Consider the following 14,776-nt stretch of genomic DNA (forward strand, 5'->3'; position numbering starts at 1 on the left):
CCCCCACACGGGTCGCACCACTACCCTGGCCGCATGTCCGACCTGCGTCTCGAAGAACTCTCCGCGAAGACCGCTGCCGCGGCGAACTCCCTGACGCTCAAGCCAGGGCAGGAACAGTTCGTGCAGCCGACGACCTACGGGGTCGCCGAGTCCGACGTCAAGCCGAGCTCCGCGTGGACCCGTGTGGTGCTCGACGACGACGAGGTCCTGGGCCTGATCATCGGTTCGTTCGACGCCGACAACGCGCAGGAAGAACTCCGCAGCTGCATCTGGCGCGTCAACGTGGCCGGCAGCGCGCAGGGTCGCGGAGTCGGCCGGTTCGCGGTGCACGGCCTGGCGGACGAGGCCCGGAGCCGTGGCCTCGAGCGCCTGACGGTCGTCTACGAGCCCGGCGGCGAGGACAGCCCCGAGGCGTTCTTCCGTGCCGTCGGTTTCGAGGTCGTCCGTGAGACCCAGTACGGCGACCACTTCGCGGTCCTGACGCTCTAGTGGCGCCGGCCACTCCGGCGTCCGCTCCCGACGACTTCGGGGCAGCGGTCGCCGACGTGGTGCGGTCGATCCCACCCGGCCACGTCATGACCTACGGCGACGTCGCAGCAGCGCTCGGCTCGCGTGCGTCCCGAGCAGTCGGCAAGGTCATGGCCCACGAGGGCGCCGACCTGCCGTGGTGGCGCGTCGTGCGCGCCGGCGGGCACCCGCCGCTCCACCACGAGGCCCGTGCGCTCCAGCACTACCGCGCAGAGGGCACGCCGATCGTGGCGGGGACGACGGCCTGGAGGCTCGACATGCGTCGGGCGCGCTGGTCGCCGCCCACGGGCGCGGACGACCCGACGGACCGCGACGATCCGGGGTTCCCGCGCGACCCGTTCTGCAGCAGGCCGGGCCCGAGTGACTACTTGTAGGCGTTCACCGCGCCGGAGTCCATCACGACGGCCCCGTCGGTGGTGATCGTCGGGCGCTTCTCGGAGCCGGGGGCCGAGTAGGACTCGAGCTTCTCGATCCGGACCTGGTCGCCGTTGGTGATGACGCCGGGCACGCACGTGTAGACCTTGTCGTTCTTGTCGGCGTCACGTGCGGCGATCTCGACGACGTCGCCGGCGCCGTTGTCGATCGTCATGCCCACCTGGTACCGCCGGAAGGACCCGGTGCCGTTCGACTGCGCGGAGTAGACGACCGGCACGATGCGGAGGATCTCCGGGTTGAGGGTGATCGAGACGACCTCGTCCGCCAGGGTGGTCTTGCCACGGGCACCGCGCCGTTCGTCGCCACGGTGCACGACGGCACCGTCGGCAGTGGACGCCGTGAAGTGGCGGTCGTCCTTCGTGCCGAACTGCGAGACGGTCTCGACGTGGCCGTCGCGGTACTGCACGAGCGCGTAGACGTCGTAGTCGGTGCTGTTGGGCCACGAGATCGTCACCGTGATCGTCGGCGTCTTGGTCAGGCTGATGACCTGGCGCTTCTCGAGGCTGATCCGCCCCTTCGCCAGACCGAGGTCCGAGGCCGGCGCCGCCGGTGTTGCTGCGGCCGGTGCCGGAGCGGCTGCCGACGCTGCTCCTGCCGCGGTCCCCGGCGCGGTCTCCGTCGTCGTGGCGTTCTTCTTGCCGAACCCGAACATCGTGCGTCCCCCAGATCGTGTCGTGCGGTGCCTGTCGGGTCCATCCTGCCCGACACCCCCGTCAGCGGTCGAAGCGCACGCCCTTCGGGTTCGTCGGCAGGAGGAACACGACGAACAGCGCGAGCGACCCGATGCCCGGCAGCACGTGCAGGAACTGCCAGAAGCCGGACAGGTTCGCGTCGTGCAGGCGTCGGGCCCCGAGGGCGAGCGACCCGATGAGCGTCGCGAGCACCCACAGCATGAACAGGTACGAGCCGACGGGGTTCTCGAACAACGCGCTGTCCGGCGTGAACACCTGCGGGACGAGCTGCAACACGAGTCCGATCGCGAGCGACGTCAGCCACCACCACCAGAACTCGGCCCGCGAGGCCCGGCCGGTGAACACCGTGTACTTCCGCCAGAACCGCCGGACCGCCTCGGGGAAGGGTGCGCCGTAGAAGGGGTCGCCGAGGGCGACGCCGCCGGGCTGCACGCTGTCGTTGCTCATGGGTCAAGCCAACCACGTGCGTGCAGCCCGGCCGCGTCCTACACGAGCGAGTCGCGCCAGGCCGCGTGGAGCTGGGCAAACCGCCCGGTCCCGCCGATGAGGTCGGCGGGAGCGCCGTCCTCGACGATCTTCCCGTGCTCCATCACGAGCACCCGGTGGGCGATCGCGACGGTGGAGAGCCGGTGCGCGATGATCACCGCGGTGCGGTCCGCGAGCAAGGTCTCCAGACCCTCCTGCACGAGCCGCTCCGAGGGGATGTCGAGCGATGCCGTCGCCTCGTCGAGGATGAGCACCTTCGGGTCCGCGATGAACGCCCGGGCGAACGAGAGCAGCTGTCGCTGACCCGCCGAGACACGACCGCCGCGCTTGTTCACGTCGGTGTCGTACCCGTCGGGCAGCGCCATGATGAACTCGTGCGCGCCGACCGCCCGCGCCGATGCCTCGATCTCGTCCTGCGAGGCCCCCGGCTTGCCGAGCGCGATGTTGTCCGCGACCGTGCCGGAGAACAGGTACGCCTCTTGTGTGACCATGACGATCGCGCGCCGCATGTCCCGGGTGTCCAGGTCGCGGAGGTCCACGCCGTCGAGCGTCACCGCGCCCTTCGTCGGGTCGTAGAAGCGCGCCATCAGCTTGGCGAGCGTCGACTTGCCGGCACCGGTGGACCCGACCAGGGCGATGGTCTGCCCCGACGGGATGTGCAGGTCGAACTCCGGCAGCACGACCTTGCCCGCGTTGTACGCGAACTCGACCCCGTCGAAGTCCATCCGACCGGTGGCGTCCGCCAGCCGGGTCGGCTTCGCCGGGTCCGGCACGCTCGGGCGTTCCTCGAGGACGCCGGAGATCTTCTCCATCGCCGCCGACGCCGACTGGTACCCGTTGTAGAACATCGCGAGTTCCTGCGCGGGGTCGAAGAAGCGCTTGGCGTACAGCGCGACCGCCAGGAGCACCCCGACCTCGAGCGAGTCACCGACGATCCGGAACCCGCCGACGATGACGACCGCCGCGAGGGTGACGTTCCCGATGAGCACGAGCACGGGGTCGAAGGTCCCGAACAGGTTGAACACCTTCGTGTTCGCCACCCGGTAGTCCTCGACGTACGCGCCGTACTCGTCACGGTTGCGGGACTCCTTGCGGAACGCCTGCACCGCGCGGATGCCCGTCATCGTCTCGACGAAGTGCACGATCACACGGGCCGACGTGACACGGGTGGAGCGGAACAGCGTCTGCGAGTTCGTCTGGAACCAACGGATCAGGAACCAGAGCGGGATGAGCGACACCGCGAGCACCAGACCCGAGGTCGGGTCGAGCAGCACCAGGGCCACGGCGGTGAACACCATGTACAGCACGCCCTGGATGAGCTGGTTGAGCCCGGAGTCGAGCAGCTCGCGGATCGAGTCGAGGTCACTCGTCTGGCGGGAGATGATCCGGCCGGACGTGTAGGTCTCGTGGAACTCGAGCGACAGCCGCTGCGTGTGCAGGAACACCCGCTTGCGCAGGTCGAACAGGATCGCCTGGCTGATCCGCGCCGCGAGCACGGTGTACCAGGCGGTGAGCACCGCACCGACGACCGCCACGACGATGTACGTCGAGACGACCGCGAAGGCCGGGACCCAGTCGTTCTGGTCGAGCACCCGGGGCAGGGCGTTGTCGATGCCCCACGCGATGAGCGCCGGACCCGCGACGGTGCCGGCCGTGGAGACGACCACGACGATCCCGAGCAGCACGAGGCGCAGCTTCAGCGGTGCGGCGAGGGAGCCGAGCAGGGCGAGGGAGCGGCGCCGCAGGCGCTTGCTCTCCGCCTTGGTGAAGTCCTCGCGCTCCTCGCCGCGCACGCCCAGGGTGGTGATCGACGCGGTGACGGGTGCGGCAGACTGCGTGTCCGCAGCGTCGTCCGTGACCGGTGCCGTGCCTCCCGGCAGGTTCTGGTCCGTCTGCTGGCTCATGCCATCGCCTCCTGTCGGGAAGTCGCATCGTCGTCGTCGAGCGACGAGATGACGTACCGGTAGTGCTCGTTGGTGGCCATCAGGTCGTGGTGCGTCCCGACGGCGGAGATGACGCCGTTCTCCATCAGCGCCACCCGGTCCGCGAGCGTCACCGTCGACGGACGGTGCGCCACGATGAGCGACGTGGTCTCGGCGAGGACGCGGCGGAGCCCCGCCTCGACCCGTGCCTCGGTGTCGACGTCGAGCGCCGACAGGGGGTCGTCGAGCACCAGCACCGACGGCCGCGCCGCGATCGCGCGGGCGAGCGCCAGCCGCTGTCGCTGGCCACCCGAGAGCGAGAGGCCCTCTTCGCCGACGCGGGTGTCGACGCCCTCCGGCAGGTCGTCCACGAAGGACGCCTGCGCGATGTCGAGGGCCTCGCGCATCAGCGCCTCGGCCTCGTCACCCTCGACGTCCGGACGACCGAGCAGCACGTTCTGCCGCACCGTCGTCGAGAACAGGGTGGCGTCCTCGAACGCGACGCCGACGTGGCGCCGCAGTTCCTCGCGCGTGAGGTCGCGGATGTCGACGCCGTCGATCGTCACCGATCCGCCGGTCACGTCGTACAGACGCGGCACGAGCGACAGGAGCGTCGTCTTGCCGGAGCCGGTGAGCCCGACGAGCGCCATCGTCTCGCCCGGCTCGAGCCGCAGCTCGACGCCGTTGACGAGGTCCGGGTACTGCGGCGCGGAGTCCTGGTACCGGAAGTGCACGGCGTTGAAGGAGAGCGCTCCGTGCGGCTCGGCGATCGTCTTCGGGTCCTCCGGGTCCGTGATGGTGTTCTCGGAGTCCATCACCTCGAAGAAACGGTCCACCGCGGTGCGGGTGTCGAACGTCATCGAGAGGAAGAAGCCGATCGACTCGATCGGGAACCGGAGCACCGTCGCCGTCGCGAAGAACCCGAAGAGCTGCCCGACGCTGAGCTCCCCCTGCGACGCCAGCCAGATGCCGGCGAGCAGGCAGAGCGCGAACGCGACGTCCGGCACGAGCAGCAGCCACAGCCAGATGCTCGCGATGGCCTTCGCCTTCTTGATCTCGGTGCCGCGGAGCGCTTCGGCCTGCTCGCTGAACTCTTCGAGCTTCGCGCCGCCGCGCCCGAACGCCTTGAGCACGCGGATGCCGTGGACCGACTGCTCGACGCTCGTCGCGAGGTCACCGACCTGGTCCTGGCTGCGGCGCGCGACGACGGAGTACCGGCGTTCGAACAGCAGCCCGTTGATCCAGAGCGGGATGGACGCGACCAGGAAGATCAGGCCGAGCAGCCACCCGAAGGTGAACAGCACGACGAAGCCGACGACGATCGTCACGATGTTCACGACGAGCAGCACGACACCGAACGCCAGCCAGCGGCGGATCAGCGACAGGTCCGAGACGGAACGGGACAGCAGCTGCCCGGACTCCCACCGGTCGTGGAAGGCGACGGGCAGGTCCTGCAACTTCGCGTAGAGCGCGTTCCGCATGCTCGTCTCGATGCGCGTCGAGGGCCGCATCACCATCCGGCGACGGGAGGCGATGAACACCGACTCCAGCACACCGAGTGCGAGCACGGCGAGGCCGGCTGGCCAGATCTGGGCGGAGTCGCGCGACGACAGCGGACCGTCGACGAGCCACTGCAGCACGTAGGGGATGGCGAGCGCCACCAAGGAGGCACCCAACGCCGCGGCCATGCCGGCGATGAGGCGGCCCTGGTAGGGCTTCACGTAGGGGTAGATCCGCGCGATCGCGCGGAAGGTGGACGGGCGCGCCGTGGTGGGCGACTTGGACATGCGTTGCGTCCTCATGCGTCTGCCGGGTCCCCGGGTCGCGTCGCGCGTGCGTCGCTCGCTCGCGGCGTGCCGCTTGCTTGCGTTGCGTGCGCGGCCTCGACCTGGAGGCTCGGTGTGGCGTTGCGTGGTGATCATCGGCCGGGCGCGTGGTCGCGCCTCCGTCGTCACTCGCGTGACGTCGGTCGGGCCGGAGGGCACCGGGAGACACTCGTCCCCCGGGTTCAGGCGGGTTGGTTCGCCGGCGCCGGTGGTACGGCGCGGCGAGGCCGTGGGAACGGCCTGGCTAGGCGGCGGCCACGACTCGGGGTCGCGGTGCGGGAGCGGTCCCCACGAAGGACACGAGACCTGCACGGGCGGCCGTCGCCACGGTTCCGGTCGAGATGTCCATCGTCACTCCAGTCGTCGTCTTCGTCACCGTTGTGTCCGCGGTGCCGCCGGTCCCGGAGGATCGTCGACTGCCTGTCGCGGAGCCTTACAGACTATTCACAGTGACTCTCGGCGCGCAATAGGGTGCCGCGATCTGTTCACTTCAGTGGAAGAAGTGGCGCTCGCTCGTGAAGTACATCGTGACGCCGGCAGCCGTCGCCGCCGCGATGACCTCGTCGTCGCGGACACTGCCGCCGGGCTGGGCGACGGCGCGGACGCCGGCGTCGAGCAGGACCTGCAGGCCGTCGGCGAACGGGAAGAACGCGTCGGAGGCCGCCACGCTGCCCGCAGCTCGCTCGCCCGCACGGTTCACCGCGAGGTGGCACGAGTCGACCCGGTTGACCTGGCCCATGCCGACTCCGACGCTCGCCCCCTGGTTCGCCAGGAGGATCGCGTTCGACTTCACCGAACGGCTCGCCTTCCACGCGAACGCCAGGTCCGCGAGGGTCTGGTCGTCGGCGGGCTCCCCGGCGACGAGGGTCCACGAGGACTGGTCGAACCCGGTGAAGCGGTCGGCGTCCTGCACGAGGAACCCGCCGGAGATCTGCTTGACCTCGCGGTCGGCGAGGGCGAAGTCGGCCGGCAGCGTGAGCAGACGGATGTTCTTCTTGCGGGACAGGATCTCGAGGGCCTCGGGGTCGAAGCCCGGGGCCACGACGACCTCGGTGAAGATGTCCTTCACGGTCTCGGCCATGGCCACGGTGACCGGTCGGTTCGCCGCGATGACCCCGCCGAACGCCGACAGCGGGTCGCAGGCGTGCGCGGCGGCGTGGGCCGAGGCGATCGGGTCGGCGGCGTCGGCCGGGGCGATCGCGATGCCGCACGGGTTCGCGTGCTTGATGATCGCGACGGCCGGGGCGTCGAAGTCGAACGCGGCACGGACCGCTGCATCGGCGTCGACGTAGTTGTTGTACGACATCTCCTTGCCGTGCAGCTGCGTCGCCTGCGCGATGCCGGTGCCGGTGCCGTCCTGCAGCGTGTAGAGCGCTGCGGCCTGGTGCGCGTTCTCGCCGTAGCGCAGGGTGGCGGACAGGTCGGCGGAGATGCTGAGGTGCTCGTCGAACGCACCGGGCGCCTGGATGTCGCCGCTCGTCGTCGGAGCAGCGGCGGCCGCGACGACGTCGCTCGCGAAGTACGACGCGACGGCGGTGTCGTAGGCGGCGGTGTGGGCGAAGGCCTGCGCGGCGAGCCGCTTCCGGAGCTCGAGCGTCGTGCCGCCGGCACGGACGGCCTCGACGACCTCGGCGTACGAGGACGGCGACACGACGATCGCGACGTTCGGGTGGTTCTTCGCCGACGCGCGGACCATGGCCGGACCGCCGATGTCGACGTTCTCGACGACCGTGGCCGTCTCGGCACCGGAGGCCACCGTCTCGACGAACGGGTACAGGTTCACGACGACGAGCTCGAAGGCCGCGATGCCGAGGTCGGCCAGCTGCTGCTCGTGCGACTCGAGACGGAGGTCGGCGAGCAGACCGGCGTGCACGGCGGGGTGCAGCGTCTTCACGCGGCCGTCGAGCGACTCCGGGAACCCGGTCACGCTCGAGACGTCGGTCACCGGGAAGCCAGCGTCGCGGATCGTCTGGGCGGTCGAGCCCGTCGACACGATCTCGACGCCCGAGTCGGCGAGCGCACCCGCGAGCTCGAGCAGGCCGGACTTGTCGCTCACCGAGATGAGGGCACGCCGCACCGGGACGACGTCACGGTCGCGGTAGAGGCTGGGGTCGGCTGCGTGCACGCTCATGCGCTCGTGGTGCCCTTCAGTTCGGTGGTGCCGTTGGCGATGTCGAGGATGGTCTGGACGAGCAGGCGACGCTCGACCGGCTTGATGCGGTCGTGCAGCGTCGACTCGGAGTCGCCGGGCAGCACGGGGACGCGCTCCTGGGCGAGGATCGGTCCGCTGTCGACGCCGTCGTCGACCTGGATCACGCTCGCGCCGGTCTGGTCGACACCGGCGGCGAGGGCGTCCCGCACACCGTGGGCGCCGGGGAACTCGGGCAGGTACGCGGGGTGGGTGTTGATGATCGCGGGCGCGAACTCGGACACCACGGCCGGCGGCAGCAGCCGCATCAGCCCGGAGAGCACGAGCAGGTCGGGCGACCACGGCCGGATCTGCTCGGCGACCGCCTGCCCCCACTCGGCGCGGGTCTCGTACCGGGAGAACGGCACCGTGAAGGTGGGGATGGAGAACTCCTCGCCGAGGCCGAGGCCCTCGGCGTCGCGGTCGGCGCCGATCGCGACGACACGGGCGGGGTACTCGGCGTCGAAGGTCGCTTCGAGCAGGGCTCGGAGGTTCGACCCGGTACCGGAGATCAGGACGACCAGTTCGAGCACGGCACCAACCCTACCGGGACCCGCGCGACGTGACGTCGTCGCTACCGGTCGCCCTTCGGCTGCCGCCACCACGGCAGTTCCTCTTCGGGGATCTGGTCGGTGACGTCCCAGTTCGCCGGGCGTGCGGGCTGCGCGGGGGTGGCGGGGGCGTCGGGCTCGTCGTCCACGTCGTCGCGACCGGCAACGAACTCCTCGGTGCTCCACGGGAACGCGGGCTGCGCGTCGGCGGCAGGCGATGCGTCGGGGGCAGGCGATGCGTCGGGGGTCACGGCCCGCTGAGTCGCGGACGGGGCTGACGGGCGCTCTGGCGTCTGCTCGGCGTCGGCCCCGGTCACCCGGTCCCGCAGCTCGCCCGCGCGCTCGCGCACACCGTCGGCCGCGCCGAGCAGCCGGTCGCGCAGGCCGCCCATGCCCAGTCGTCCGGCACCGCGGCGCTCGGTGGTCGGGGCGTCGGCGAGCCGTTCGGCGGCGACTGCGTCGGTCCGCGCCCAGGCCGGCAGCGCCACGTCGTGGTCGGTGTCCTGGCGGCCGGGGGCGTCGTGCTCGTGCTCGCGCTCGCGCTCGTGCTCGTGCTCGTCGGTGATCGGCTCCGTCGGGGCGTCCACCCGCGAGCGGGGCGGCTCTGCTGCCGTGGAGCCGTCGTGCTCCTCCTCGACCACGAACCGGTGCACGTCGGTGGTGCGTCCGGCGCCGGCCAGGTCGAGCGCGGCGAGCAGGGAGCCCTCGTGGGCGTCCGCCTGCGCAGCGGCCTCGGCGTCGTCGTCCTCGGACTCGTTCCACCGCTCGCGGCCCCACCCGCGCTCCGGCATCCGGACGAGGTCGCTGCCCATCGCGAGCGCGAGGATGGCGGGCACCCCGACCTCGAGCGCGGCGAACCCGCCGACGACGAGCGCGTGCGGGCCGACGTCGGCCAGGCGTCCGGGGCCGAACGACCCCGACGACGCCCAGGCGATCAGTCCGGTGAGGACCCCGGCGACCAGGCCGGTGGCCACCCCGGCGAGCGCGCGGTGCAGCGCGGAGTCGACGTGCCCCAGCGCCCGGACGAGCCGGGGTCGCATCGCGCCGCCGATCGCGAAGCCGGCGACCACCGGCACGAGGATCCAGACGAGACCGAAGGTGTGCCCGGACGTCGGCAGCGCGCCGAACACCGGCAGCCCGGGGATCGGCCCGAGGGTGGTGGCGATCGGGGACACGCTCGACCCGGTGCCGATGGCGAACCCGGGGCCGATCAGCCACGACGTCGCCCAGCCGACGAAGTCGGGCAGGAACGCGAGCTGCCCCACCGTCAGGGCGATCCCGCCGATGACGCCGGCGTGCGACTGCTCGTACAGGGTGATGACCTCGGCGAACGACCCGAACAGGAGCAGGGCGACGACGATCCCCGCGACGGCGACGACGGCCGCGGTGGCTGCGGTGCCGGCCCGGAGCCCGAAGCCGACGACCGCGCGCCAGGCCGCGGGGACGCGGTCGAGCCGGTCGAGCAGCCATTGTGTCCCGGCGTCGGCGGGCAGGTCGCGGCGACGACGGCAGACCTCGGACGCGACGAGCGCTGGGATGCCGAACCACAGCGCCGGCAGGACGACGGCCTGCCAGATCGTCGGACGGGTGGCCGCCGAGGTCGACGACAGCGCAACAGCGAGCCCGAGGAGCGCGACGACCAGGGTGCCGACCAGGAGTCCGGTGGTGCGGTGCTCGGTCTCGGCGAACCGGCGTCCGGCGCGGGCGCCGAGCCAGGCCGTGACGACCGCGAAGCCGAGCGCCGCGAGCGTCACGTGGATGGGGTCGGCGGCGCCGCTCACCCCGGAGCTCTTCGCCAGCGCCGACCCGAGCAGGAACGACACGTCGACACCGTGGCCGACGAGCCAGACGCTCCCCGTGGCCTTCCAGAACACGTCCCAGTCGACCTGCAGGCCGTACTCGAACCCCCAGAGCAGCGTCAGCGGCACGAGGGCGACGCCGATCCCGACGCCGACCGTCACGACCGCCTCGATCGCGGCGAGCAGAGCGGTTCCCAGGCGGTTCATCGGAGCGAGGATACGTGCAGCAGCCCGCATCCCCGGGCAGCCGCGCGGTGGGGCGGCTCAGCCGAGGCTGGCCGCGTACCCCGGTTGCAGTGCGCGCCAACGGGGCAGCCACGGCTCGGGCGCACGGCCGTCGAGGACGCTGCCCGCGAACGACAGGAGGCTCGGTGCGGAACCCGCACCGAGCCTCCCGGCAGCTGCCCGACCACGTGTCGGGCGTGACGCGCCTAGCGAGCGGCGACCACCTCGCGCAGCAGCGCAGCGGTCTCGGACGGCGTCTTGCCGACCTTGACCCCGGCCGCCTCGAGCGCCTGCTTCTTCGCCTCGGCGGTGCCGGCGGATCCGGACACGATCGCTCCGGCGTGGCCCATCGTCTTGCCCTCGGGGGCGGTGAAGCCCGCGACGTACCCGACGACCGGCTTCGTGACGTGCGCCTTGATGAACTCGGCTGCGCGCTCTTCCGCGTCGCCACCGATCTCACCGATCATCACGATCGCCTCGGTCTCGGGGTCGGCCTCGAACGCGGCGAGCGCGTCGATGTGCGTGGTGCCGATGACCGGGTCGCCACCGATGCCGATGGCGGTCGAGAAGCCGAGGTCACGGAGCTCGTACATCATCTGGTAGGTCAGGGTGCCCGACTTCGAGACCAGGCCGATCGGCCCCTTGCCGGTGATCGTCGCGGGGGTGATGCCGACGAGGGACTCCCCCGGGGTGATGATGCCGGGGCAGTTCGGGCCGATGATGCGGGTCTTCCCGCCGAGGGCCTTCGCGTGCGCCCAGAACTCCGCGGAGTCCTGCACCGGGATGCCCTCGGTGATGACGACGACGAGCGGGATCTCGGCGTCGATGGCCTCCATCACGGCGTCCTTCGCGAACGCCGGGGGGACGAAGACGATCGAGACGTCGGCACCGGTGGTGTCGATGGCTTCGCGCACGGAGCCGAAGACCGGCAGGGTGACGTCGCCGTGGGTGACGGTCGTGCCGGCCTTGCGGGCGTTGACGCCGCCGACGACCTGGGTGCCGGCCTTGAGCATGAGCGCGGTGTGCTTCGTGCCCTCGCCGCCGGTGATGCCCTGGACGATGACCTTGGAGTCCTTGTTGAGGAAGATCGACATGCTTGCTTCTCGCTCCTTACGCCGCGGCCGCGGCGAGCTCGGCGGCCTGCTCGGCCGCATCGTCCATGGTCGCGGCGACGGTGACGAGCGGGTGCGCTGCCTCCGCCAGGATCCGTCGACCCTCTTCCACCTTGTTGCCGTCGAGCCGCACGACGAGCGGCTTGGTGGCCGCGTCACCGAGGATGCCGAGCGCGGCGACGATGCCGTTCGCGACGGCGTCGCAGGCGGTGATGCCTCCGAAGACGTTCACGAAGACGCTCTTCACCTGCGGGTCGCCGAGGATGACGTCGAGGCCGTTGGCCATGACCTCGGCCGAGGCGCCGCCGCCGATGTCGAGGAAGTTCGCGGGCTTGACGCCACCGTGGCGCTCACCGGCGTAGGCGACGACGTCGAGCGTCGACATCACGAGACCGGCACCGTTGCCGATGACCCCGATCTCACCGTCGAGCTTGACGTAGTTCAGGCCGTGGGCCTTCGCCTTGGCCTCGAGCGGGTCCTCGCTGGCGGAGTCCTCGAGCGCCTTGTGGCCCTCGTGCCGGAAGTCGGCGTTCTCGTCGAGCGAGACCTTGCCGTCGAGCGCGAGAATCTGCCCGTCGCCCGTCCGGACCAGGGGGTTCACCTCGACCAGGGTGGCGTCCTCGCCCTTGTAGACGTCGTAGAGCTTGGCGAAGACGTCGGCCACCTGCTCGACGAGGTCCGCGGGGAACCCGGCCTGCTCCGCGATCGCGCGACCGGCGGCAGCGTCGATCCCGGTGAGGGGGTCCACCTCGACCCGGGCGAGCGCCTCGGGCTTCTCGACCGCGAGCTGCTCGATCTCCATGCCGCCCTCGACGCTGGTGAGCGAGAGGTAGGAGCGGTTGGCCCGGTCGAGCAGCACGGAGAAGTAGAACTCCTCGGCGATGTCCGCACCCTGCGCGATCATGACCCGCTTGACCGTGTGGCCCTTGATGTCGAGGCCGAGGATCGCCTGCGCGTGCTCGAACGCCTCGTCCGGGGTCTTCGCGACCTTGACGCCGCCGGCCTTGCCGCGACCGCCGACCTTCACCTGGGCCTTGACGACGACGACACCGCCGATCTTCTCGGCCGCCGCTCTCGCCTCGTCCGGGGTGTCGGCGATGATCCCCTGGAGGACGGGGACGCCGTAGGACTCGAAGAGGTCCCTGGCCTGATACTCGAAAAGATCCACGCTGTTCTTCTTCCCGCACGGTTCGTGCGATCGGCATCGGTTTCCCGGTCGCGCACTCCACATCGAGGGTCGCTCGATGTCGAGACAACGGCCGGAGCCAGCCTAGCGCCGGACCGTGAACGTCCGGTGCGCGCGGACCCACGGCCGTCCCCCAGCAGTGCTCCGGCACGGTGTGACCGTGGACACCGCACTCCGTTCCCGTGCCGCCGACGTCTTCGGCTGGCACCTCCGTCCTGCGCAGGAGACCGTGATCGACGCGGTGCTGGCCGGCCGCGACGCACTCGCGCTGATGCCGACCGGGTCCGGGAAGTCCGCGATCCACCAGGTGGCGGCCCTCGCGCTCGACGGGCCGGTCGTCGTCGTGTCCCCGCTCGTGGCCCTGCAGGAGGACCAGGTGGTCGGCATCGAGGTCCACCCGGACGCGCCGCGTGCCGTGACGATCAACGCGACGAGGAGCCACCGCGAGCTCGACGACGCCTGGGGCGCGGTGGCGGGCGGCGAGGTCGGTTACGTGTTCCTGGCTCCCGAGCAGCTCGCGAAGGACGGGATCGTGGAGCGGCTCCGTGACGCCGGCGTCGCGCTCGTCACCGTCGACGAGGCGCACTGCGTCTCCTCGTGGGGGCACGACTTCCGTCCGGACTACCTCGTGCTCGGTGAGGTGGTCGAGCGGCTGGGACGCCCGCCGGTGCTCGCGATGACCGCGACCGGGTCCACCCCGGTGCGGACCGAGATCGTCGAACGCCTCGGCATGCGCGACCCGCTCGTCCTCGCCACCGGGTTCGACCGGCCCGAACTGCGTCTCGAGGTCCGTCGACACGAGGACGAGGAGGGCAAGCGCGAAGCCCTGGTGGCTCAGGTCACCGAGCTGTCCGGCAGCGGGATCGTCTACGTCGCCACCCGAGCCGAGACGCTCGTGTACGCGGACGAGCTCGTGGAGGCCGGACGCCGGGCGAAGCCGTACCACGCGGGCCTGCGGGTCCGGGATCGCGAGGCCGTCCACCACGCCTTCCTCGGGGGCGACGTGGACGTCGTCGTCGCGACGAGCGCCTTCGGCATGGGGATCGACAAGCCCGACGTCCGGTTCGTGGTGCACGCGGACGTGCCGGAGTCGATCGACGCCTACTACCAGGAGGTCGGGCGCGCCGGCCGCGACCGCGACGTCGCCCTCGCGACGATGCACTACCGCGCCGAGGACCTGGGGCTCCGCCGGTTCTTCGCGTCCGGCAGCCCGCGCCCGGCCTCGCTCCGCGCGGTCTTCGACGCCGTGCCCGCCACCGGCACCCTCCCCCGGTCCGAACTCGCGGCGGCCAGCGGCCTCGCCGCCCGCACCGCGGGTCGCGCGGCGAACGCCCTGGTCGACGCCGGTGTCCTCGCCGACGACGCATCCGGCCTGCACCGCGTCCCCGGCGGTCCGGCGAGCGCCGACGCCGCCGCCGACCGGTCACGAGCGCACGCCACCGAGCGCGAGCAGATCGAGGAGTCCCGCATCACGATGATGCGCCGGTTCGCCGAGACCGGCGGGTGCCGTCGGCAGTTCCTGCTCGGGTACTTCGGGGACGAGCTGCCGGAACCGTGCGGCAACTGCGACACCTGCACGGCCGGCACCGCCACCGCGGCCGACGCGCACCCGGCCGACGGTTCGCACGACGTCGAGTGGCCGCCGGACGCCACCGTCGAGCACGCGGAGTGGGGCCGGGGGACCGTGATGAGCACCGAGGACGACTGCATCACGGTGTTCTTCGAGTCGGCGGGGTACCGCACGCTCTCGCTCGCCGACGTCGAGGAGCGGGACCTGCTCGAGCGTGTCTGAAGCCTCCGGGGGAAGGCGCGGTCGCTCGACCACC

Annotated in this window: 12 protein-coding genes; 3 read left to right on the top strand and 9 right to left on the bottom strand. The window is 71.4% G+C overall.

Features of this window, described 5'->3' with window-relative positions; all coding sequences use genetic code 11:
- Nucleotides 1–33: 33 nt before the first annotated feature.
- Both EDF19_RS06430 and EDF19_RS06435 read left to right on the top strand, forming a co-directional pair.
- On the top strand, nucleotides 34–489 hold the full coding sequence (locus EDF19_RS06430; RefSeq protein WP_123680117.1) for a GNAT family N-acetyltransferase: 456 nt from the start codon (nucleotides 34–36) through the stop codon (nucleotides 487–489).
- Complete coding sequence (locus EDF19_RS06435; protein WP_260216986.1) at nucleotides 489–902, top strand: MGMT family protein; 414 nt, start codon at nucleotides 489–491, stop codon at nucleotides 900–902. Before EDF19_RS06430 ends, EDF19_RS06435 begins: the two co-directional genes overlap by 1 nt.
- On the opposite strand, the gene EDF19_RS06440 is transcribed toward EDF19_RS06435, so the two are convergent.
- The 9 genes from EDF19_RS06440 to sucC form a co-directional block, all read right to left on the bottom strand.
- On the bottom strand, nucleotides 893–1,615 hold the full coding sequence (locus tag EDF19_RS06440) for a TerD family protein (protein WP_123680118.1): 723 nt from the start codon (nucleotides 1,613–1,615) through the stop codon (nucleotides 893–895). The genes EDF19_RS06435 and EDF19_RS06440 overlap by 10 nt on opposite strands.
- A 61-nt stretch (nucleotides 1,616–1,676) precedes the next feature.
- A complete protein-coding gene (locus tag EDF19_RS06445) occupies nucleotides 1,677–2,102 on the bottom strand; it encodes a DUF805 domain-containing protein (RefSeq protein WP_123680119.1) in 426 nt (141 codons plus the stop codon).
- A 38-nt stretch (nucleotides 2,103–2,140) separates the two neighbouring features.
- Nucleotides 2,141–4,045, bottom strand: coding sequence for an ABC transporter ATP-binding protein (locus tag EDF19_RS06450; protein ID WP_260216987.1), 1,905 nt, complete (start codon nucleotides 4,043–4,045; stop codon nucleotides 2,141–2,143).
- Nucleotides 4,042–5,850 carry an ABC transporter ATP-binding protein gene (locus EDF19_RS06455; protein WP_123680120.1) on the bottom strand — a complete coding sequence of 603 codons (1,809 nt, stop codon included), beginning with the start codon at nucleotides 5,848–5,850 and terminating at the stop codon, nucleotides 4,042–4,044. The genes EDF19_RS06450 and EDF19_RS06455 overlap by 4 nt, the downstream gene beginning before the upstream one ends.
- A gap of 529 nt (nucleotides 5,851–6,379) precedes the next feature.
- The gene (purH, locus tag EDF19_RS06460) at nucleotides 6,380–8,020 is read right to left on the bottom strand and encodes a bifunctional phosphoribosylaminoimidazolecarboxamide formyltransferase/IMP cyclohydrolase (RefSeq protein ID WP_123680121.1); all 1,641 of its coding nucleotides are present in this window, start codon (nucleotides 8,018–8,020) and stop codon (nucleotides 6,380–6,382) included.
- The gene (purN, locus tag EDF19_RS06465; RefSeq protein WP_123680122.1) at nucleotides 8,017–8,610 is read right to left on the bottom strand and encodes a phosphoribosylglycinamide formyltransferase; all 594 of its coding nucleotides are present in this window, start codon (nucleotides 8,608–8,610) and stop codon (nucleotides 8,017–8,019) included. Before purN ends, purH begins: the two co-directional genes overlap by 4 nt.
- 41 nt (nucleotides 8,611–8,651) lie before the next feature.
- Nucleotides 8,652–10,634, bottom strand: coding sequence for a DUF6350 family protein (locus EDF19_RS06470; RefSeq protein WP_123680123.1), 1,983 nt, complete (start codon nucleotides 10,632–10,634; stop codon nucleotides 8,652–8,654).
- 224 nt (nucleotides 10,635–10,858) lie between these two features.
- Complete coding sequence (gene sucD, locus EDF19_RS06475) at nucleotides 10,859–11,746, bottom strand: succinate--CoA ligase subunit alpha (protein ID WP_123680124.1); 888 nt, start codon at nucleotides 11,744–11,746, stop codon at nucleotides 10,859–10,861.
- Nucleotides 11,747–11,762: 16 nt separating this feature from the next.
- Nucleotides 11,763–12,932, bottom strand: a complete 1,170-nt coding sequence (gene sucC, locus EDF19_RS06480) for an ADP-forming succinate--CoA ligase subunit beta (protein ID WP_123680125.1) — start codon at nucleotides 12,930–12,932, stop codon at nucleotides 11,763–11,765.
- Nucleotides 12,933–13,110: 178 nt separating this feature from the next.
- On the opposite strand from sucC, the gene EDF19_RS06485 reads away from it, so the two are divergent.
- On the top strand, nucleotides 13,111–14,742 hold the full coding sequence (locus EDF19_RS06485; RefSeq protein ID WP_123680634.1) for an ATP-dependent DNA helicase RecQ: 1,632 nt from the start codon (nucleotides 13,111–13,113) through the stop codon (nucleotides 14,740–14,742).
- Nucleotides 14,743–14,776: the final 34 nt, after the last annotated feature.

The sequence above is a fragment of the Curtobacterium sp. PhB115 genome, assembly GCF_003752025.1.
In the GTDB taxonomy this organism is placed as follows: domain Bacteria; phylum Actinomycetota; class Actinomycetes; order Actinomycetales; family Microbacteriaceae; genus Curtobacterium.